Source organism: Caulobacter segnis, assembly GCF_003243465.1.
Taxonomy (GTDB): Bacteria; Pseudomonadota; Alphaproteobacteria; order Caulobacterales; family Caulobacteraceae; genus Caulobacter; species Caulobacter segnis_A.
In genome coordinates, this window is record NZ_QFQZ01000013.1 from 42,014 (window position 1) to 61,147 (window position 19,134).

Genomic DNA, 19,134 nt, shown 5'->3' on the forward strand with positions numbered 1-19,134 from the left:
CCAAACCGTCGAATTCACCCTTTCGGGCGATACCGCCGCGTCTCCATAGGCGGCAAGCCTCGGGACGCGCCGCAGGGGGCGGCGCGCAGGAGGAATGACATGTCTCGCACTATCCTGGGCTACGGCCTGCTCTCGGGCGCCGTGATCATCGTCGGCATCATCATCACCATAGTGATCGGCGGCGGCGCGCCGCATTCCAGCGTCTGGCTGGGCTATCTGATCATGCTGGTCGGCCTGTCCTCGATCCTGCTGGCCATCAAGCAGCATCGCGACAAGGTCCTGGGCGGCGTCATCAAGTTCTGGCCCGCCTTCCTGATCGGCCTGGGCGTCGCCGTGGTGGCGTCGCTGGCTTATGTGCTGATCTGGGAGGTCTATCTGGCGCTCACGCACTACAGCTTCATGGACCAGTATGTGGCCGCCACCCTGGCCCAGAAGAAGGCGGCCGGCCTCAGCGGCGAAGCCTATGCCAAGCTGGCTGCGGATCTCGACGCGATGAAGCGCAGCTACGCCAATCCGCTCTATCGCCTGCCGATGACCTTCGCTGAGATCTTCCCGGTCGGCCTGTTGGTCACCCTGGTCAGCGCGGCGCTGCTGCGCAACCCGAGGTTCCTGCCCGCGAGGACTTAGCTGGGGCGGAGGCAGGCGGCCCTCAGGCCGCCTGCAGCTGCTGCTTGACCCGTTCGGCCAGGGTCTTGATGTCGATCGGCTTGGGCAGGAAGGTCACGCCGGTCTCGCCTTCCAGCAGGTCGCTGAACTCGGCCTCGGCATAACCGGAGATGAACATCACCGGTGCGGTCCCGAGATAGCCGCGCGCCTTCTTCAGCAGCGTCGGGCCATCGATGCCGGGCATGATCACGTCGCTGATCAGCAGGTCGATGGTGCCGGCGTGCTCCTCGGCGATCAGCAGGGCCTCCTCGCCGTCGGCCGCCTCCAGCACCTCGTAGCCCCGAGCGCGCAGAAGGCGAGCGGCGACGCTGCGGACGGCGTCCTCGTCCTCGACGAACAGGATCCGGCCGGCGCCCGACAGATCGCGGGCGGCGCGCGGCTTGACCGGTTCGGCGGCGGCGGCCTGAGCGGCCAAGGCGACACCAGCGGGGGGCTCGTAGATCGGCAGGAAGATGCGGAAGGCCGCGCCCTCGTTCGGACGGCTATGGACGTGGATCCAGCCGTCGCTCTGCTTGACGATGCCATAGACCGTGGCCAGGCCCAGGCCCGTGCCCTCGCCCACCGGCTTGGTGGTGAAGAACGGGTCGAAGATCTTGCCCATCACGTCGGGCGGGATGCCGGGGCCGTCGTCGCTGACCTCGATGAAGGCGCAGTCGCCGTCGGCGGCCGGGAAGCCCAGCTGGATCGCCTCGTCGCGGGTCAGGCGCGCCGTGCGGATGCGCACGACGCCGCCCCCCTTGGCCGCCCGCACGGCGTCGCGGGCGTTGACCGCCAGGTTCATGACCGCCGTCTCGAGCTGGCTCTTGTCGGCCCGCACCTGGGGCAGGTCGCGGCCATAGTCGGTGATCAGCTTGACGTCCTCGCGCAGCAGGCGGCGCAGCAGGACCTCGAATTCCGAGATCAGCTCACCCAGGTCCAGCACCTCGCGCTGGACGGTCTGCTTGCGCGAGAAGGCCAGCAGCTTGCGGACGAGATCGGCGGCCCGCACGCCCGTCTGGCGGATCTCGTTGAGGCCTTCATAGGACGGGTCGCCAACCGGATGCCGGTGCAACAGCTCGTCCAGGCGCAGCTGGATGGCCGTTAGCAGGTTGTTGAAGTCGTGCGCCACGCCGCCGGCCAGCTGGCCGATCGCCTGCATCTTCTGGGCCTGGGCCAGTTGCAGCTCGATCTGCTTCTGCTCGGACACGTCGATCATGTAGGCCACGAGGCGGCCTTCGGCGCGATAGAGGTAGAGGTGGGCGATGCGGGTGGCGTCGCGGGCGAGGCGCACCTCGTAGGGACCCGCGCGCCCTTCGGCCAGGCGCGTCTCGGCGTCGGCGCGGGAGGCCGCGTCGATCAGGTCGCCGAACACCACGCCAGCCTTGGCGCCGGTCATGGTCGTCAGGGCCGGGTTGGCCTCCAGAACGCGCGAGGTGAACGGCTCCAGGCCCTCCAGCAGGGCCGCGCCGAACGGCGAGGCGCCGGCGAAGGCGTCCAGCGAATTGGGCGGCGGGGCGGCGCGCTCGGCCACCGCCGCTGGCGCGATGGGCTCGGCCGCGGGCTCTGGCGCCGCGACGGGCGACAGGCGGATCAGCAGGCGGCCGCCGGGCAGGCTGGACACCTTGGCGATCTGGTCCACATCCCCGGCGCGCAGAGCGCCCTCGGCCATCCCGCCGTTGCGGGCCTGGATCATGGCGGCGAACAGGCCAGCGCCCGCCACGCCCTTGGGCAGGCGGCGCTGCGAGCCCATCAGGGCGCGCCAGGCGCCGTTAGCCGCCAGCACGCGGCCGTCCGGCGCGGCCAGGCTCGCCGGCTCGCTCAAGGCGGTAATGAAGGTTTCGGCCTGGTCGGAATCGTCGCCGCTCTGGGCTGTGCCGCGAATGGCCAGCAGGCCCAGCACAGCCACGCCCGCCACGCCCAGCAGCAGCAGCAGCCCGGCCAGCGTGCTCGGCCCCGCCTTCAAGGCCGGCGCGGCGGAAAAGCCGGCCGCCGCCAGGAAGAAGATGGCCGCGGCCGCCAGCCACGGATCGAACCGTCGACGCGCCGCGCCGGCCATGGCTTTGTCCTGGAGGTGAAGATCGGCCATCGGCGGCATGCGTACCTTGGTTACGGTGAGGCTGCGACTCACCGGAGATCGTTGAAACAATAACCTTTCCCGAGGGCTAGGTCATTTTTACGGAGTGAAATCTAAAGCGGACGCGCCCGGGACTGGGGCTTCTTGCCGTTGAGGATGAAGCTGATGACCTTGGCCACCGCCTCGAAGTGCTCGACAGGGATTTCCTCATCGACCTCGACGCTGGCGTAGAGGGCCCGCGCCAGGGGCGGATCCTCCAGCACCGCCACGCCGTGCTCCTCGGCGATGGCGCGGATCTTCAGGGCCAGTTCGTCGACGCCTTTGGCCACGCAGAGCGGCGCGGGCGTCTCGCCCTGCTCGTACTTCAGCGCCACGGCGTAGTGGGTCGGGTTCATCACGACCACGGTGGCTTTCGGCACCGCCTGCATCATGCGCTGGCGCGAGCGCTGCATCTGGATCTGGCGGCGCTTGCCCTTGATGTGCGGATCCCCGTCCGACTGCTTGAACTCTTCCTTGACCTCCTGGAGGGTCATCCGCATCCGGTTCATGAAACGCTGGCGCTGCCAGAACCAGTCGAAGGCCGCCGTGCCGGTGAGGAAAATGATCACCGCGATCAGCAGCGACTTCGACAGCTTCATCGCCTCGGGCAGCATCAACGCCGGGTCCAGGCCCACGAGGTTGCGCACCTCCCCGACGTGCGGCTTCAGCACCATCCAGGCGATCAGGCCGGTGACCAGGAACTTCACCGCCGACTTGGCGAACTGGACGAAGCCGTCGATGCCGAAGATCCGGCCCAGGCCCTTGATCAGGTCCAGCTTGCTGAAGTCGGGCTTCAGCTTGGAGGGTGTCAGCAGGAAGCCAGACTGGGCGATGTGGGCCGCGGCGCCGGCGGCGGCCGAAACCAGCATCACCAGGATCAGCGGCGGCAGGGCGGCCATGGTCGCCTGCTTCATCACCACCATCGCCCCGCCGCTGGAGAGGTCGATGGTGCCGGCGTGGGCGATGAACGGATAGAGGGCGGCCGAGAGGTCGCGCGTCAGCCAGCCGCCGGCCAGGATCACCACGGAGACGGCGCCGACCAGCGAGGCCAGTTGCGGGATATCGGCCGACTTGACGACGTCGCCCTTGGCGCGGGCGTCCGATAACCGTTTCGCCGACGGTTCTTCTGTTTTCGACTCGGGATCCGTATCGTCCGCCATGCGCGCGCCTTAAGCGAAGACCTGCAGGAGCTCGCGATAGCGGTCGGTCCAGACCATAGCGATGCCGCCCAGGGAAAGGGCCAGCAGCGACAGGCCCAGGATGACGCTGAGCGGCGAGGCGACGAAGAAGATCTGGAAGGCGGGCATGACCCGGCCGACCAGGCCCGTGGCGAGGTTGAAGACCAGCGAGAAGACGATCACCGGCGCGGCCAGCTGGACGCCCAGCGAGAACGACTCCGCCACCGTGCGCACCGCCAGGGTGACGGCGTCATTGACCGGCACGGCGCGGGTGAAAGGGAACAGAGTGTAGGACTTGACGATGGCGCCGATGAACAGGTGATGCAGCCCGGTGGCCATCACCAGCGTCAGCCCCAGCATCGACAGGAAGGTGGCCACCGCCGTGCTCGAGCCCTGCATCGAGGGGTTGGTCGTCTGGGCGAAGGACAGGGTCGTCTGCAGCGAAATGATCTCGCCGGCCGTGGTCAGCGAGATCATGAACAGCCGCAGCACCGAGCCGATCATCAGGCCGATCAGGATCTCGTGGATGATCGCGCCGACCAGCCCGCCAAGCGTCGTCGGGATCGGCGGCACGGTGTCCTGGACCAGCGGGCCTAGCAGCAGCGCCATCAGCAGGGCGAAGGAAAGGCGGATGCGCGGCGGCACGGTCTGGTCGCCGATGCCCGGCATGGTCATGACCATGGCGCCGACCCGCGAGAACACGAGGGCCGCGACATAGACCTGAAACGCCGTGGCGAACGCGTTCACGCCCCTGCCCTTTCCGCTATAGGCCAGCGATACGGGCGGCGATCTGGCGCATGAAGGCGCTCATCAGCGCGCCCATCATCGGCAGGAAGATCAGCAGCGAGACGAAGATCGCGACGATCTTGGGCGCATAGACCAGGGTCTGCTCCTGGATCTGGGTCAGGGCCTGGAACAGGCCGATAGCGACGCCGACCACCAGACCGACGATCAGCACGGGCGCGCACAGCTTGAGCGTCAGCCAGATCGCGTCCCGGCCGACATCTAGAACCTCGGCGCCCGTCATCGAAAAGCCTCGTGGGAATCGGCCGCCAAAGGCCGTGGAATCGACGGTTTCAGCTTGGGCGGAATATGGTTAACGAGGCGTTAGGGGTTGCCCTTGCGACGCCTTGGCGGGCGGCGCCGCGACGGTGGGTCGCGGCGTAGGGCGAGCGTCGCGACAACGCGGCTGTCATTGAAGTGCAAAATAATTCGATTATCCTGGAAATATGGAATCGTCGACAGCCGTCCAGATGCTCTCCGCCCTTGGCCAGGAAGCGCGCCTGGCGATCTTTCGCCTGCTGGTAAAGGCCGGCGACCAGGGGGTCGCGGCCGGCGATATCGCCCGCGCCTTGAGCGTCCTGCCCAATAGCCTTTCGGCGAACCTGAACGTCCTGTCCCGCGCAGGCCTGATCAGGTCCCGCCGCGAGGGCCGCTCGATCATCTATTTCGCCGACTACGGCGCGATGAGCGGCATGCTCGGCTTCCTGCTGGAGGACTGTTGCGGCGGCGCGCCGGCGGTCTGCGCACCGCTGAACGCGATCCTGAGCCGACAGGGCGGCTGCATTCCGGCCTGTGCGCCGTCCGCGAACGCCGCCCAATGAGCACCGGCCTGTCACGAAAACTCGCGGCCGAGAGCTTGGGAACCGCCGTGCTCCTGGCCGTGGTGATCGGCTCGGGCGTCATGGGCGAGCGGTTGGCGGCCGGGAACACAGCGATAGCCCTGCTGGGCAACACCCTGGCCACTGGCGCGGCGCTCGTCGTGCTGATCTGGATCTTCGGGCCGATCTCGGGCGCCCACTTCAACCCGGCGGTGACCCTGATCGCGGCCCTGCGGCGGGACCTGTCGCCGGTCACGGCGCTCGCTTATATCGCCGTCCAGATCGGCGGCGCGGTGCTGGGCGTGTGGGTCGCTCACGCCATGTTTGGGGAGCCAATCCTGCAGATGTCGACCAAGCTGCGAAGCGGCGGCGCCCAGGCCTTTTCCGAGGTCGTGGCGACGTCTGGGCTGATCGGTACGATCCTCGGCGTATCGCGCTTCCGCCCGGACAGCACGCCGATGGCGGTCGGCCTTTACATCACGTCGGCCTACTGGTTCACCGCCTCGACATCCTTCGCCAACCCGGCGGTGACGCTCGCGCGGAGCCTGTCGGACACTTTCGCCGGCATCGCGCCCGCCAGCGCGCCGGCCTTCATCCTGGCCCAGGTCGTCGGCGCGCTACTCGCCGCCGGCGTCTTCGGCTGGCTTCTCAAGACGGAACGCACGGCATGACGACGACCGACTTCCCGATCACCATCTTTCACAATCCCGCCTGCGGCACCTCGCGCAACGTCGTGGCCATGGTCCGCGCGGCCGGCTACGAGCCCGAGGTCGTGGAGTATCTGAAGGCCGGCTGGACGCGGGATCAGCTGCGCGATCTCGCCGCCAGGAGCGGCCTGTCGCTGCGCCAGCTGATACGCGAGAAGGGAACGCCCGCCGAGAGCCTGGGCCTGCTGGCGGACGACGTCGCCGAGGATCGCATCCTCGACGCCATGGTCGAGCACCCCATCCTGGTGAACCGGCCGATTGTCGTCACCCCGAAGGGGACGAACCTGTGCCGCCCTTCGGAACGCGTACTCGACCTTCTGGAACAGCGCCCCGCCGTCTTCACCAAAGAAGACGGCGAGGTCGTCAAGACCTAGCGGATGCGGATGCGCACCGGGACCTGGATGTAGGAGCCCGCGCGGCTCTTGCCGTCGGGGCCCAGCAGGTCGACCTGGACCTGGGAAACCATCGACAGGGCCGCCTGGCCGACGCCCAGCTCGCTGGGGGTCTCCTCCTGCACGGTGCAGGCCGTCAGGCGGCCATCGCCCTTGACCAGGCAGTTCAGCAGGGCGACGGCTTCACGCGGCTGCGCGGCGGGCACGAGCATGTCCGAAGCGGCCTTGGCCGGAACGGGAGTGGAGACGACGGCGGCGGCCAAGGCGAGCGAAGCAATCACGAGTTCATCCCTTTACTGGTCGTTCTCTGACGGGCCCTCTCCCGCCGCGTCCCGTTTCGGGTCAGGCGGCTGGGGCCCGTTGGAGACGTTGCAGGCTTTGTGCCGCCAGGTCGGTCAGCGATCGCAGGCCCAGCTCGGAGAAGATGTCGAAGGCCGCGGCCAGGGCGACGCCGGCCCGCGCCAGACGGCCGTCGTCGCGGCCGGTGATTTCGACCCGCGCCTCATAGAGGCGGGCCAGGTTCATCTGGGCGACCGCCCAGCTTGCCGGATCGCGCGCGCCACGCACCTCGGCCAGCTCGGCCTTGAACGCCAGTTCGGCCGCGTCCAGCACCGCCAGGTCGGCGGTCAGTTCGGCGCAGCGGGCCAGGCACAGGGCGCGGTTGTTGGCCACGTGGGCGCGCAGAGCCAGGGCCGGCTGAACCTTCAGGATCTGGGTCGCGCGGTCATAGGCCGACACGGCCTGTTCGAAGACACGCTCGCTGGTCGAGGCCTCGCCCATGGTTTGCAGGGCCGCGCCAAGCAAGGCCTGGGCGCGGGCCCAGTCCATCGGGCTGTGGTCGAGCGAGATCACCTGGGCGGCGTCGGTGATCGCCTGAACGCCGTCGGCGATGCAGCCCATCTCGCCGTCCAGGTCGCCGAGCTGCACCAGGGCCGCGCCCCGCAGGCACTCCAGTCGCCCCCAGACCAGCGGCTCGAAATCGGCGTCCAGACCCTCGAGCGCCGTCTTGGCCTCGGCCGCGGCGCGCTCCGCCAGCGTCCGGTCCTTCAGGCGGGCGGCGCAGGTGAGCACAAGGTCGACGCGGGTGGCGCGCTGTTCGGCCAGCAGCAGCCGGGCGGCGCCGCCCTTGGCCCGCTTGGCGGCGGCCAAGGCGCGCAGCGGACCTTCGAACGCCTGGACGGCGGCGAGCGCTCGGTCCAGATCGCCGTCCTGCAAGGCTGCGCGGCCGTCCAAGGCCGCCGATAGCGCGCCGCACAGCGCCGTGCGGTGATGCGCCGGCGTGCGGGCCAGGGTCGCGGTCGCCGCGGCGAGCAGGCCCTCGTCGCCAAAGAGGTCCGCGCCCTGGATAGCCAGCATCACCTGCTCGCAGCGGGCGGCGGCCAGGCCGTCCTGGCGTCGCTCGCCCTCGAAGACCTTCACGGCCGCCTCGGCCTGGGCCGCGCCCTTGCGCAGGGCGGCGGCGTCGCCGGTGCGCCGCGCCAGCTCCCGCCAGATCACGGCGGCCTGCAGAAGACGCTCTCCTCGATCCTTAGCCTGCACCCGGCCAGCGGCCGCGTCGGCCGATCGAGCCTCATTGGTCAGCAGGCGCAGGTCCAGCAGCTCCAGCAGCGAGGTGTCGCCGCCCGTCAGGCCTTCGCGCCAGGCGCTCTTGGCCTCGGTCTCGACACCGAACAGCCGCTTCAGATCTCGTCCGAATTCGAACATGGCCAGCGCACTCCACTTGGGGACGTCCCAACCCGGGACAGCCGTCGAAGGTTCAACGCCCAAGGAGCAAAACCGGAGCCAGCCGCTTTAACAAGTGGTTAATATGTCCTTATGCGCCGTTAACCATAAATATTTCCGAAGCCTTCAGACATGACCCTCATGTTCGACCAAAAAGGCTGAAATCGCATCGAACTGGCACACTTCTTGCTTAACAGAATTAACCCTGAGCGGCCCAGGCCGCCAAATTTTAGAACAGCGTTCATCGATCTTAAAATGACGTTAACCCTAAGTTTGGAGTCGATGTTTACCCTCTGTTCACCACCCCTCCCCGAGCAGAAGCAAAGCAGGTAGAAGCTCCGCCGGATCGTTGATTGGGAGCCCGCCATGGTCGCCGTCACCCTGTGGATCGCCAGCCTATGCCGCCAGGACCCGAGCTATGGCGGCTGGTCCTACGTGCGCCGGACCGAGGGCGAGACCGGCGCGGCCGCGATCAAGGGCGCGGCCGGCGGCGAGCGTCGGACCACCGCGGCCAAGATGAGCCTGACGGCCTTGATCGAGGCGCTCGACGGGCTGTCGGACCTGCCGGCCGACACGGCGGTGACCTTGCGCTTTTCGGACCTTGAGCTCGCCGGCCAGCTGGTCACCGCTGACGGCGACTACGCCACCTCCGAGCCGGACGCCTGGGCCGCCGCCCGCGCCGCCGTCGCCGCGCGCCCCGTGCTGGAGATGGTCCCCGCCTCGGCCGACGACGACACCCACGGCTTCCTGGCGGCCTGGGCGGAGTTCGGCCTCGACACCAGCAAGTCGCGCGGGACCTTCAAGGCCGCGATTCCCAAGCCGAACCTGATGAAGTTCCCAGGCTGACCTAGCCCCGGCAGGCGACGATCAGATCCGCCGTCGCCGGATTGCAGGCGAAGGGGATATCGTAGAGCGTCGCCAGGCGAATGAGCGCCTTGACGTCGACATCGTGCGGCTGCGGCGACAGCGGGTCGACAAAGAAGATCAGCACATCCAGCCGCCCCTCGGCGATCATCGCGCCCAGTTGCTGGTCGCCGCCGAGTGGACCGCTCTTCAGCCGCGTCAGCTCAAGGTCCGGCAGCGCCTGCAGGATCCGCCCGCCCGTCGTGCCGGTCGCGAACAGCGTCTTGTCCTTCAGGAAATCCGCATGAGCCTTGGCCCAATCGACCAGGGCGGCCTTCTTGTCGTCGTGCGCGACCAATCCGATCGAAAGCGGGCCGGCGGCGAGAGAGGCGGACATGGCGGCGATTCCTGGCGGCTAAGGGTCGCACTCATTTCGCGCCGCGCGCGTGAAGGCAAGCCTGGCTCTGCTCGCGACTTGGGCATCAGCCGTGGCGAGGCGCCCTCGCCTCTTGCGCGACGGCTCTGCGAGGTTCGTCCTTATGCGTCAGACATCGGGGGGAACATCCATCATGACCACGCGCAAAGCCGACGCGCCGGCGCTGGGGCGCCGCCACTTTCTTCGTGGCGCGGCGCTGATCGCCGCCGCCGCGCCGATCGTCACCGAGGCCAGCCTCGCCCACGCGGCGGCCCAGGCGACGACCTCCCCGCCCTCGGGCATGGCGCTGCACGGCCAAGGCCCGGACGCGCCGCCGTCGGACATGGTGCTGATCAACGCCAACGAAAATCCGCTGGGCCCCAGCAAGGCGGCCTGCGACGCCATCGCCCGCGTGGCGCCGCTCGGCGGACGCTATGACCTGACCGGCGAGACCGATCTCCTGGTCCGCACCTTCGCGGCCCAGAGCGGTCTCAAGCCCGAGAACATCGCGGTCTACGCCGGCTCGTCCGAGCCGCTGCACTACAGCGTGCTGGCCTTCACCTCGCCAACCAAGAGCTTCGTCACGGCCGATCCTTCCTACGAGGCGGGCATGTACGCGGCCAAGACCAGCCGAGCCAAGATCGTCAAGGTTCCGCTGACCAAGGACTGCGCCCACGACGTCAAGGCGATGGTGGCCGCCGACGCCCAAGCTGGCGTGATCTACATCTGCAACCCGAACAATCCGACCGGCACCCTGACCACCAAGCAGGACATAATCTGGGCGTTGGAGAACAAGCCGGCGGGCTCGATCCTGCTGGTGGACGAGGCCTATATTCACCTGACCGACGCGCCCGACACGTTGGACCTCGTGGCCCAGGGCAAGGACCTGATCGTCCTGCGCACCTTCTCGAAGATCTACGGCATGGCCGGCATTCGCTGCGGCTTCGCGGTCGGCCGGCCAGACCTGCTGGCCAAGCTGACGCCGTTCGGCCAGAACGCCATGCCGATCACCGGCTCGGCCGCCGCCCGCGCCTCGCTGGAGGACGCCAGCCTCGTGCCGGCCCGCCGCAAGATCATCGGCGAAACCCGCCGCGACACGATCGCCTGGCTGAAGGCCAATGGCTACAAGGTGATCGGCGACCCGCAGACCAACTGCTTCATGATCGACACCGGCCGCAACGGCAAAGCCGTGTTCGCGGCGATGAAGGCCAAGAACGTCCTGATCGGCCGCACATGGCCCGTCTGGCCCAACGCGGTCCGCGTCTCGGTGGGCACGCCCGAGGAGATGGCCAAGTTCAAAGTGGCGTTCAAGGAGGTCATGGCCAGCCCGATGGCGTCGGGCGACCACGTGCAGCACGCGGAACTGGATTATTACACCACCCTATAAACTGTCATCCCGGCCGCAGCGGAGCGAAGAGCCGGGACCGCAGCAAGCTCTGCGCCTTGGGGGGCCCCGGCTCGGCGCGCTTCGCGCTTGGCCGGGATGACCGTGTACTACGCCCGCTCCTTGGTCCGCTCGAAGCGCACCTTGGGATAGCGCTCGGCGACGTAGCCGATTTCCCAGGACGACTTGCCCAGGAAGACCGGAGCCTCGTCAATGTCCTGCCCCATGGCCGACTTGTGCTTGTTCACGAAGTCCTCGACGTCGGCGCGGTCGCCGCCCAGCCAGCGGGCCTCAGCGTAGGGGCTGGCTTCGAAGATCACTTCCAGCTGGTACTCGTTGGCCAGGCGGTCGGCCATGACCTCGAACTGCAGCTGACCGACGGCGCCGACGATGAAGTCGCTGCCGATCATCGGACGGAACAGCTGGGTAACCCCCTCCTCGGCCAGGCCTTCCAGCGCCTTCTTCAAGTGCTTGGCCTTCAGCGGATCCTTCACCCGCACGCGGCGCAGGATTTCCGGAGCGAAGTTGGGCAGGCCCGCGAAGCGCAGCGTCCCGCTTTCGGACAGGCTGTCGCCCACCCGCAAGACACCATGATTGGGAATGCCAATGACGTCGCCGGCGAAGGCGTCCTCGGCCAGCTCGCGGTCGGAGGCGAAGAACATGATCGGCGCGTTGACGCTCATGGCCTTGCCGGTGTTCTGGGCCTTCAGCTTCATGCCCCGGGTGAAGCGGCCGCTGGTCAGGCGCAGGAAGGCGATGCGGTCGCGGTGGTTGGGGTCCATGTTCGCCTGGACCTTGAACACGAAACCCGAGACTTCGCCGTCGCCCGGCGCGACATGGGTCTCGGCCCCGCCCTTCGTGGCCGGCATCGGCTTGGGCGGCGGGGCGTAGGCGCCGATGCCGCCGAGCAGTTCGGCGACGCCGAAGTGGCGCAGTGCCGAGCCGAAGAACACCGGGGTCATATGACCCTCGAGGAACGACTGGACGTCGAACGGCTTGCCGGCCTCGGTGACCAGCATGGCGTTGTCTTCCAGCTCGGCCTTCTCTTCGGGGTCCAGGTACTGGACCACCGCATTGCCCTTGAAGGCGACGGGGTCGGGATGGCCCTCCTCGTCGGTGGAGCTCTTCTTGGCGTAGGGGATGAACTGGTCCTTGCGCAGGTCCAGCATGCCCTTGAACCGCCCGCCCGAACCGGCGGGCCAGTAGAGTGGCGCCGGATCCAGGGCCAGCTTCGAGGAAACCTCGTCCAAGAGCTCGAACGGATCCTGAGCCTCGCGGTCCATCTTGTTGATGAAGGTGATGATCGGGATGTCGCGCAGGCGGCAGACCTCGAACAGCTTCAGGGTCTGGGGTTCGATACCCTTGGCGGCGTCTAGCACCATGATCGCCGCATCGGCGGCGGTCAGGGTGCGGTAGGTGTCTTCCGAGAAGTCCTCGTGGCCCGGGGTGTCCAGCAGGTTGAACATCAGGCCGTCGTGGTCGAACGTCATCACCGAGGCGCTGACCGAGATGCCGCGCTCGCGCTCGATCTTCATCCAGTCCGACTGGGTGCGCCGCGTCTGGCCCCGCGCCCGCACGGCGCCGGCGGCCCGGATCGCCCCGCCGGCCAGCAGCAGGTTTTCGGTCAAGGTCGTCTTGCCGGCGTCGGGGTGACTGATGATGGCGAAGGTGCGCCGACGGGCGGCTTCAGCGGCGGGGGAAGTGCTCATGGGCGGGGACTAGCCCCATCGGCCGTTTTTGTCACCTTCCGACGACGCCCTGACGGACGCGCCCTAGCCTCGAACGCCGTCCGCAGAGGCGTGCTGAGTGGATCAAGGCCCAGAACAGCGCTCGCGGCTCACGACACTTGGAGTTGAAGCGCTCGCCCCGTGCGAGACCTGGTCAGGCACAGCTGCGGCGCCATGCCCTACGATGTGCTCACCAGGCGGCCAAAATACCCCTATTCGAATAAAGGGTTTGGAGTCATGCTTGCGACTTCACCAACGACGACTTCAGATCGTCGGGTGTCTGGAGGAAATCGAACGATGGCTATGCTCGACCATTCTCGTTCCCAGGGCCGGCAGCATCCCGCCGGCAGCGCCCTGTGCTTCGGCGTCACGATCGCCGGCCTGGTCGGCTTGGCCGTGACGATCAGCTGGCTGATGACCCTGGTGAAGTTCTAGGCGGCCAGGCGCTGCCAGACCTGACGGTCGGCCTCGGCGTTGGTCAGCGAGCCGGCGTTCTGGCGATGCAACAGCGTGCCCATGACCTCGACGCCGAGCTGAGCGTATCGGGCCTGGACCTCCTCGACCGGGCATCCGCGCGTGGGGGCGACGAAGAGCGCGGCGTTGATCTCGGGCGCCTTGGCGATGATCAGGGCGGCGAGGCGCTGGGCGCGCTCGACATCCTTGTGCTGCAGCACCGGCTCCTGCGCGAAAAGCTCCTTGCCCAGCTCCAGCACGCTATTCAGCGACAGACGAGCGAACCGGTCGCGCGTGACAGGCGGCGCCAGTTCGCTGGGGTCAAAGCTGAGGATGACGTCGTTCATCAAAAAAAGCATGGGGGTTACTGGCTGAGCGACTCTGGGCCGAACCCATACCCGATCTGGGCTTTCGAGCCCGTTTAGCTTCAGGGTTAACCCGACGCCGCCCCCCGTTTCGCCGTCCCTTATCCCCAGACTTTAGGCCAAGTGGGCCCTTCAGAGAGGGTCGGGCTCGACGGGCTCCGTCAGGAAGTGGCGGCCTTCACGATCTTCGATCTCGACCAGCCAGACGTCCGGGTCGATCCGCGCCGCACGCTCGGCATAAGCATCCAGGTCAGGCTCGAAGACGGAGCGGACGGGCTGCATCCAAAAGCGCTCGCCGTCACCCCGAGTAGCCTCGCTGTAGAGCCGCGCGGTTCCGGCGCGGCGGTCGACCACCTTCACCAGGACCGCGCCGGCGCGCGTGTCGCCCTTGCGCGCCACCGTGGCGAAGGCGCCGCCGAGCTCCGCGCGCCGAACCAGCGCGCCCACCCAGATGTCCGTCGAAAGAAGCATGCTAACCGAACCGCAACCTGAGCCGGCGTAGACCGGCCCTTGAAGTGTCTCACCCATAGGCCAATGACGTCCGCAGAGCATCATAAAGGTCTCGCTCACGCGGGGATGGCGGCGGTGCTGCTGTTGGCGGGCCTTGTCGCGCCGGGTCGACCGATGGCCGCTGAAGCGGCCGACCAGCTCTATGAGCGCACCTTGATGAGCGCGGCGCACGCCCGCTGCCGCCTGTTCTCGCCTGCGATCGCCGCGACGCTGGACGCGGCCCGCGCCCAGGCGCGCGGCGCCGCCCTGCGCTCGGGCGCCACCGAGCCGCAGATCGCCGCCCTGGAGCAGCGGGCCCGCGCCAAGGCCGGCGCCGCGCCCTGCGGCTCAAAGGATCTCGCCCTGGCCGCCTCACGCGTCCGGGCTGCGTTCGACGGCTACGCCCAGATGCAGACCATGACCTATCCGGGCGATGTCGCATCATGGAAGGCCGATCGCGCCTCGTCGGCGACCATTCCGTTCTGGCGGCTCTCGCAGATGTCGGCCTTCGGCGGCGACCGGCTGATCTTCGGCCTGGCCGGCAGCAACAAGGCCGTCACGGCCGTGGCCACCTTCCAGAACGGCCAGCGTCCCTACGCCGCGCGGGTGATCATGCGCGACACGCGCCGCACGCTCGGTCCCTATATCGACCACCGCGCGGGCGCAGCCCTGACCGGCAAGGTCGCGCCGCGCAACGCCAGCCTCGTGTTCAATGCCGAAACGCGCGAGGAAGCGCCGCCATCCCTGCTGCCGACCGGCGCCAAGAACGGCCTGGCGTTCCGCTTCCCGGCCAAGGTCGCAGAGGCGATCTCGCAACTGGATCCGCGCGAAGCGGTGACCATCGAATTCACCTTCACCGGCCGCGCCGAAGAGACGACCCGCAAGGCCTATGTCGAGGTGGGCGATTTCGCGGCCGGACGCGCATTCCTGCACTGACCGCGGAGACAGTCCTCAGCGCGGCGCGAAGGCGATGACATTGTCGCCGAGGCTGACCGGCGACGGCTTCTCCTCGGGGACGACCTCCTGCTCCGCCGGCTTGGACGGCAGGACCGCCAGCAGCACCGGCAACCGCACCGAAACGGTGGTGCCGACGCCCAGGCGGCTCTCGATCGCCATCTCGCCGCCGTGCAGCTTGGCGAAGGCGCGGACCAGCGACAGGCCAAGGCCCGTGCCGCCGGCGCGCTGCTCGGCGCCGCCCGCCTGTTCGTAAGGCCGCCCCAGGCGCTCCAGGTCCTCGGGGCTGATCCCGACGCCGCTGTCGGCGACCACGATTTCGAGGACGCCGTCATAGCCGTCCAGCGTCACCGTCACCTGTCCGCCGCGCGGCGTGAACTTCAGGGCGTTCGAGACCAGGTTCAGCACGATCTGCTTGAGAGCCCGGCGATCGGCGTCCACCTCCAGCTCGCCGCCCGGCAGCACGCCGCGCAGCTGGACGCCGGCGGTGTCGGACTGGACGCGCAGCAGGCGCATGGCGGCCTGGACCGCCTCGCGGGCGTCGAACACGCCGCGCTGCAGCTCGAACCGCTCGGCCTCGATCTTCGACATGTCCAGCACGTCGTTGATCAGGTCCAGCAGGTGGCCGCCGCTTTCGTGGATCAGCTCGGCGTATTCGGCGTAGCGGTCGGTCAGCGGACCGAACATCCGCGCGCGCATGATGTCAGAGAAGCCCATGATCGCATTCAGCGGCGTGCGCAGCTCGTGACTCATATTGGCCAGGAAGCGGGCGCGACCGGACGCCAGCGCCTCGGCGTCGGCCCGCGCCTGCTCCAGGGCGGCCACGCGGTCGCGCTCCACCGTCACGTCGCGCAGCAGGCCCACCAGCTGGCTGGGCGCCACGCGCTGCAGGTCCAGCGCAAGGACGCGGTCGACACTGAGCGCCGGCGCGAAATCAAGGCTGGCGGCCCCGTCCCGATGGGCCTGGGCGATGGCGGCGGCCAGGCGCTGCCGATCGGCGGGGGCCGCGGCGGCGGCCAGGCTTCCGGTCAGCAATTGCACGGTCGAGACGCCCAGCGGCGCCGCGCCACGCACGGTCATCACCTCGTCGTGGCCTCGAATGGCGATGGCCAGGTGCGGCAGACCGTCCAGAACGGCTTCGAGCCCGCCGATCTCCAAGGCGTCGCGGCCCTCGCGCAGCTCCTGGCGGCGGCGGCCGATCAGCAGACCGGCGGCCAAGCCGAGACCGGTGGTGACCAAGGCCAGAAAACCCAAGAGGAAGGCCAGCGGCCCGGTCGGGGCGGCGGGGGCTAGGCCCGAGAGCTGAGCCAAGGCCGCGGCGCAGCCGCCGATCAGCGCCAGAGCGGCGCCTTCCGCCAGCCGCTTGGACCGGTCCATGGTCGAGGCGGCGGCGACCGGCGCCAGGCACCAGGCGGCCATCGCGCCCGATACGCCGCCGGTCAGGCCCGCGGCGACGGCCCCGCCGATCGCCCAAAGCCAGAGCAGAAAAGCCTCGGCGCGCTCGCCCGGGCGCCGGACCACCAGCGCGGCCAGGGCGGGTATCGCGCCCGCGGCCAGGGCGCTCCAGACCGGCCAGGCGCGGGCGTCGGCCACGAACAGCGCCGCGGCGGCCGCCAGGCAGACAGCGGCCAGCCATCCCAGGCGCCAAGCCAGCGCAGGGTCGAAGCCCGCGGGCGGAGCGGGCCCCTTCATCGGTTCTGGACGCGCTTTGAGTTCCAAGGCCGGCCGGTTGCGACTGCGGCGGGAGTCGCCGCTTGAGGGAGTCTAACGCGAGCAGCGCGTTCCGGCCAAGCGCGCACAATCGTTAAGCGAGGTTAACGGCGGACTTCGTTGTGGACGGAAACGGAATCGTAAGCGCCATGCGTCATGGTCCACTCTGATCAGTGCGGACAGAAGGTCCGGGAGTTCGTAATGGCTGAACCGGCGTACCTGGACGCATCGCTTATCGCGCCCCCGGCGGAAGACGCGCCGACCGAGCGCAGAACGGCCGCGGAAGAGCGCCGCCGCGCGGCGCTGGACGATCGTAAGCGCTCCTTCCTGCGCATGGTCAGCCATGAGCTGCGGACCCCGCTGAACGCCGTGATCGGCTTTTCCGAAATCCTGTCGCACGAGCTCTACGGCCCGCTGGGCTCGCCGCAGTACCGCGAGTACGCCCAGATCGTGCACGACAGCGGCGTCAAATTGCTGAAGCTGGTCAACCAGATCGTCGAGATCGCGCGCCTGGAAGGCCACGTCACCGACATCAAGATGACGCCCGAGAGCCTGGACGAGGCCCTGGAAGACGTTATGGAGGGCCTGCGCCCCGAGATCGCGCGCCGCGAGGTCATCATCCACATCATCGGCCAGGGCGCTCTGCCCTTGGTCATCGCCGACAGCCGGGGCCTGCGCACCATGCTGTCGAACCTGCTGCAGAACGCTGTGACCCACTCGCCCGCCGGCGGGGTGGTGCACGTCGCGGCCGGCCGGATCGGCGGCGAGGTCGAGATCACCATCCGCGACCAGGGACCGGGCGTCGACAGCGCCGAGCTGCCGCGCCTGCTGCAACCGTTCGAGCAGGGCGGCTCGCCGCTGACTCGCAACAACGAAGGCGTGGGCCTGGGCCTGCCAATCGTCGACCTGCTGTCGCGGGCGATGGGCGGGCGGCTGAAGCTGTCCTCCAGCCTCGGGGCGGGCTTCCTGGCCCGGCTGATCCTGGAAGCGGGCTGATCGCCACGCCACGCTTGCCTTGGGCGGGCGAAGGCGCCTAAACGCCCGCCCATGACCAACCCCATCGACGCCGCCCTCGACGAACTGGCCGACGAGTTCGAACTGCTCGGCGACTGGGAAGAGCGCTATCGCTACGTGATCGAGCTCGGCAAGGAGCTTGCCCCCCTCACCGACGCCGAGCGCTCGGAGGAGAACAAGGTGCGCGGCTGCGCCAGCCAGGTATGGCTGGTCACCGAGCCGCAGGCCGACGGAACCCTGCAGTTCCGAGGCGACAGCGACGCCCACATCGTCAGCGGCCTGGTGGCGATCATGCTGCGCCTGTACTCGGGCCGATCGCCCGCCGATATTGTCGCCTTCGACGCCAAGGCGGCCCTCGATCGCCTGGGCCTGTCCGGAGCCCTGTCGTCGCAGCGCTCCAACGGCCTGAAGTCGATGGTCGCTCGCATTCAGCGCGACGCCCAGGAGGCGCTGAGCGCCCGTGGCTAACTACCGCGTCGCCGCGCTCTATCGCTTCACGCGGTTCGAGGACCCGGCCGCGATCCAGGGGCCTTTGGCCGCCCTGTGCTGCGGGCTCGGCGTCAAGGGCACCCTGCTGCTGGCTCGCGAGGGGATCAACGGCACGATCGCCGGCGAGGACGCCGCCATCGAGGCGGTGCTGGCCCACATCCGCGCCCTGCCCGGCTGCGCCGACCTGACGCCCAAGACCGCCTGGGCCGAGCGCATGCCGTTCTACCGGATGAAGGTCCGACTGAAGAAAGAGATCGTCACCCTGGGCGAGCCCGATCTCGACCCGACCGATCCTGGAACCTACGTCGCGCCCGCCGACTGGAACGCCCTGATCAGCGATCCCGACGTCGTGGTGATCGACACCCGCAACGACTATGAGGTCGCCGTCGGCCGGTTCGAGGGCGCGGTCGATCCCAAGACGGCCAGCTTCTCGGAATTCCCCACCTGGTTCCGCCAATACCGTCAGGATCTCGAAGCCGCGCGCGCGCCTGACGCGCCGCCGCTGAAGGTCGCCATGTACTGCACCGGCGGCATCCGTTGCGAGAAGTCGACCGCCTTCCTGAAGGCCGAAGGGATCGAGCAGGTCTTCCACCTGAAGGGCGGCATCCTCGACTATCTGGAGCAGGTGCCCGAGCCCGAGAGCCTCTGGCGCGGCGAATGCTTCGTTTTCGACGAGCGGGTGGCGGTAGGCCATGGCCTGACGCCGGGAAGCCATGTGCTGTGCCGGGGCTGCCGCATGCCGGTCAGCCCGGAGAAGCAGGCCTCGCCGCTCTATGTCGAGGGCGTCTCCTGCCCGGCCTGTCACGACCGGCGGACGGACGACCAGAAGGCCCGGGCCGCCGAGCGCCACCGTCAGGCTCTGCACTGCGAGGCTCTGGGCATCGACCACGTCGGCGCGCAGTTGCCCGCCAAGACGGGCTGAACCGTTCGGCC

Annotated in this window: 22 protein-coding genes; 11 read left to right on the forward strand and 11 right to left on the reverse strand. The window is 68.6% G+C overall.

Going from position 1 to position 19,134, the window contains the following annotated elements; all coding sequences use genetic code 11:
• The first annotated feature begins 99 nt into the window (after positions 1 to 99).
• A complete protein-coding gene (locus tag DI526_RS06310; RefSeq protein ID WP_304275522.1) occupies positions 100 to 627 on the forward strand; it encodes a DUF4199 domain-containing protein in 528 nt (175 codons plus the stop codon).
• A gap of 22 nt (positions 628 to 649) precedes the next feature.
• Here DI526_RS06310 and cckA read toward each other — a convergent pair whose 3' ends face one another.
• From cckA to fliQ, 4 genes are all read right to left on the reverse strand, one after another.
• The gene (gene cckA, locus DI526_RS06315) at positions 650 to 2,731 is read right to left on the reverse strand and encodes a cell cycle histidine kinase CckA (RefSeq protein WP_304275612.1); all 2,082 of its coding nucleotides are present in this window, start codon (positions 2,729 to 2,731) and stop codon (positions 650 to 652) included.
• Positions 2,732 to 2,832: 101 nt separating this feature from the next.
• Positions 2,833 to 3,918, reverse strand: a complete 1,086-nt coding sequence (gene flhB / locus DI526_RS06320; protein WP_304275525.1) for a flagellar biosynthesis protein FlhB — start codon at positions 3,916 to 3,918, stop codon at positions 2,833 to 2,835.
• Between the two features lie 9 nt (positions 3,919 to 3,927).
• A complete protein-coding gene (fliR, locus tag DI526_RS06325) occupies positions 3,928 to 4,683 on the reverse strand; it encodes a flagellar biosynthetic protein FliR (protein ID WP_304275527.1) in 756 nt (251 codons plus the stop codon).
• Between the two features lie 16 nt (positions 4,684 to 4,699).
• Positions 4,700 to 4,963: a flagellar biosynthesis protein FliQ gene (fliQ, locus tag DI526_RS06330; RefSeq protein WP_013080265.1), complete on the reverse strand. Its 264-nt coding sequence runs from the start codon at positions 4,961 to 4,963 to the stop codon at positions 4,700 to 4,702.
• 202 nt (positions 4,964 to 5,165) lie between these two features.
• Between fliQ and DI526_RS06335 the strand changes: the two genes are divergently transcribed.
• The 3 genes from DI526_RS06335 to arsC are packed head-to-tail and all read left to right on the forward strand — an operon-like array spanning position 5,166 to position 6,618.
• Complete coding sequence (locus DI526_RS06335; protein WP_304275533.1) at positions 5,166 to 5,540, forward strand: helix-turn-helix transcriptional regulator; 375 nt, start codon at positions 5,166 to 5,168, stop codon at positions 5,538 to 5,540.
• Positions 5,537 to 6,208, forward strand: a complete 672-nt coding sequence (locus DI526_RS06340) for an MIP/aquaporin family protein (RefSeq protein WP_304275537.1) — start codon at positions 5,537 to 5,539, stop codon at positions 6,206 to 6,208. Before DI526_RS06335 ends, DI526_RS06340 begins: the two co-directional genes overlap by 4 nt.
• The gene (arsC, locus tag DI526_RS06345) at positions 6,205 to 6,618 is read left to right on the forward strand and encodes an arsenate reductase (glutaredoxin) (protein WP_304275539.1); all 414 of its coding nucleotides are present in this window, start codon (positions 6,205 to 6,207) and stop codon (positions 6,616 to 6,618) included. The genes DI526_RS06340 and arsC overlap by 4 nt, the downstream gene beginning before the upstream one ends.
• Here the strand turns inward: arsC and DI526_RS06350 are convergent.
• Together DI526_RS06350 and DI526_RS06355 are read right to left on the reverse strand one after the other, a co-directional pair.
• Positions 6,615 to 6,917, reverse strand: a complete 303-nt coding sequence (locus DI526_RS06350) for a hypothetical protein (RefSeq protein WP_304275542.1) — start codon at positions 6,915 to 6,917, stop codon at positions 6,615 to 6,617. The two genes, arsC and DI526_RS06350, sit on opposite strands and share 4 nt — an antisense overlap.
• Positions 6,918 to 6,978: 61 nt before the next feature.
• Positions 6,979 to 8,340, reverse strand: coding sequence for a hypothetical protein (locus DI526_RS06355; RefSeq protein ID WP_304275545.1), 1,362 nt, complete (start codon positions 8,338 to 8,340; stop codon positions 6,979 to 6,981).
• A gap of 384 nt (positions 8,341 to 8,724) precedes the next feature.
• On the opposite strand from DI526_RS06355, the gene DI526_RS06360 reads away from it, so the two are divergent.
• Positions 8,725 to 9,204 (forward strand): ribonuclease H, encoded by a 480-nt coding sequence (locus tag DI526_RS06360; RefSeq protein ID WP_304275548.1) that lies wholly within the window; start codon positions 8,725 to 8,727, stop codon positions 9,202 to 9,204.
• 1 nt (position 9,205) lies between these two features.
• On the opposite strand, the gene DI526_RS06365 is transcribed toward DI526_RS06360, so the two are convergent.
• Positions 9,206 to 9,598, reverse strand: a complete 393-nt coding sequence (locus tag DI526_RS06365; RefSeq protein WP_304275551.1) for a methylglyoxal synthase — start codon at positions 9,596 to 9,598, stop codon at positions 9,206 to 9,208.
• 172 nt (positions 9,599 to 9,770) lie between these two features.
• On the opposite strand from DI526_RS06365, the gene DI526_RS06370 reads away from it, so the two are divergent.
• A complete protein-coding gene (locus DI526_RS06370; protein WP_304275554.1) occupies positions 9,771 to 11,003 on the forward strand; it encodes a pyridoxal phosphate-dependent aminotransferase in 1,233 nt (410 codons plus the stop codon).
• A gap of 107 nt (positions 11,004 to 11,110) precedes the next feature.
• Here DI526_RS06370 and DI526_RS06375 read toward each other — a convergent pair whose 3' ends face one another.
• Positions 11,111 to 12,709, reverse strand: a complete 1,599-nt coding sequence (locus DI526_RS06375) for a peptide chain release factor 3 (RefSeq protein WP_304275557.1) — start codon at positions 12,707 to 12,709, stop codon at positions 11,111 to 11,113.
• A gap of 315 nt (positions 12,710 to 13,024) precedes the next feature.
• Between DI526_RS06375 and DI526_RS06380 the strand changes: the two genes are divergently transcribed.
• On the forward strand, positions 13,025 to 13,162 hold the full coding sequence (locus DI526_RS06380; protein WP_304275559.1) for a hypothetical protein: 138 nt from the start codon (positions 13,025 to 13,027) through the stop codon (positions 13,160 to 13,162).
• Here the strand turns inward: DI526_RS06380 and DI526_RS06385 are convergent.
• Positions 13,159 to 13,539 carry a hypothetical protein gene (locus DI526_RS06385; protein WP_304275561.1) on the reverse strand — a complete coding sequence of 127 codons (381 nt, stop codon included), beginning with the start codon at positions 13,537 to 13,539 and terminating at the stop codon, positions 13,159 to 13,161. The two genes, DI526_RS06380 and DI526_RS06385, sit on opposite strands and share 4 nt — an antisense overlap.
• 138 nt (positions 13,540 to 13,677) lie before the next feature.
• Positions 13,678 to 14,016 carry a DUF1491 family protein gene (locus DI526_RS06390; RefSeq protein WP_304275564.1) on the reverse strand — a complete coding sequence of 113 codons (339 nt, stop codon included), beginning with the start codon at positions 14,014 to 14,016 and terminating at the stop codon, positions 13,678 to 13,680.
• A 63-nt stretch (positions 14,017 to 14,079) separates the two neighbouring features.
• Here DI526_RS06390 and DI526_RS06395 point away from each other — a divergent pair, with 63 nt between their 5' ends.
• The gene (locus DI526_RS06395) at positions 14,080 to 14,970 is read left to right on the forward strand and encodes a hypothetical protein (RefSeq protein ID WP_304275567.1); all 891 of its coding nucleotides are present in this window, start codon (positions 14,080 to 14,082) and stop codon (positions 14,968 to 14,970) included.
• 15 nt (positions 14,971 to 14,985) lie between these two features.
• On the opposite strand, the gene DI526_RS06400 is transcribed toward DI526_RS06395, so the two are convergent.
• On the reverse strand, positions 14,986 to 16,707 hold the full coding sequence (locus tag DI526_RS06400; protein ID WP_304275570.1) for a sensor histidine kinase KdpD: 1,722 nt from the start codon (positions 16,705 to 16,707) through the stop codon (positions 14,986 to 14,988).
• 192 nt (positions 16,708 to 16,899) lie between these two features.
• Between DI526_RS06400 and DI526_RS06405 the strand changes: the two genes are divergently transcribed.
• From DI526_RS06405 to DI526_RS06415, 3 genes are read left to right on the forward strand one after another with little or no spacing between them, the layout of a single operon-like run.
• Entirely contained in the window at positions 16,900 to 17,694 is a 795-nt protein-coding gene (locus DI526_RS06405) for a sensor histidine kinase KdpD (RefSeq protein WP_304275572.1), read from the forward strand.
• A gap of 51 nt (positions 17,695 to 17,745) precedes the next feature.
• Positions 17,746 to 18,180, forward strand: coding sequence for a SufE family protein (locus DI526_RS06410; RefSeq protein ID WP_304275573.1), 435 nt, complete (start codon positions 17,746 to 17,748; stop codon positions 18,178 to 18,180).
• On the forward strand, positions 18,173 to 19,123 hold the full coding sequence (locus DI526_RS06415; protein ID WP_304275574.1) for a rhodanese-related sulfurtransferase: 951 nt from the start codon (positions 18,173 to 18,175) through the stop codon (positions 19,121 to 19,123). Before DI526_RS06410 ends, DI526_RS06415 begins: the two co-directional genes overlap by 8 nt.
• The last annotated feature ends 11 nt before the right edge of the window (positions 19,124 to 19,134 follow it).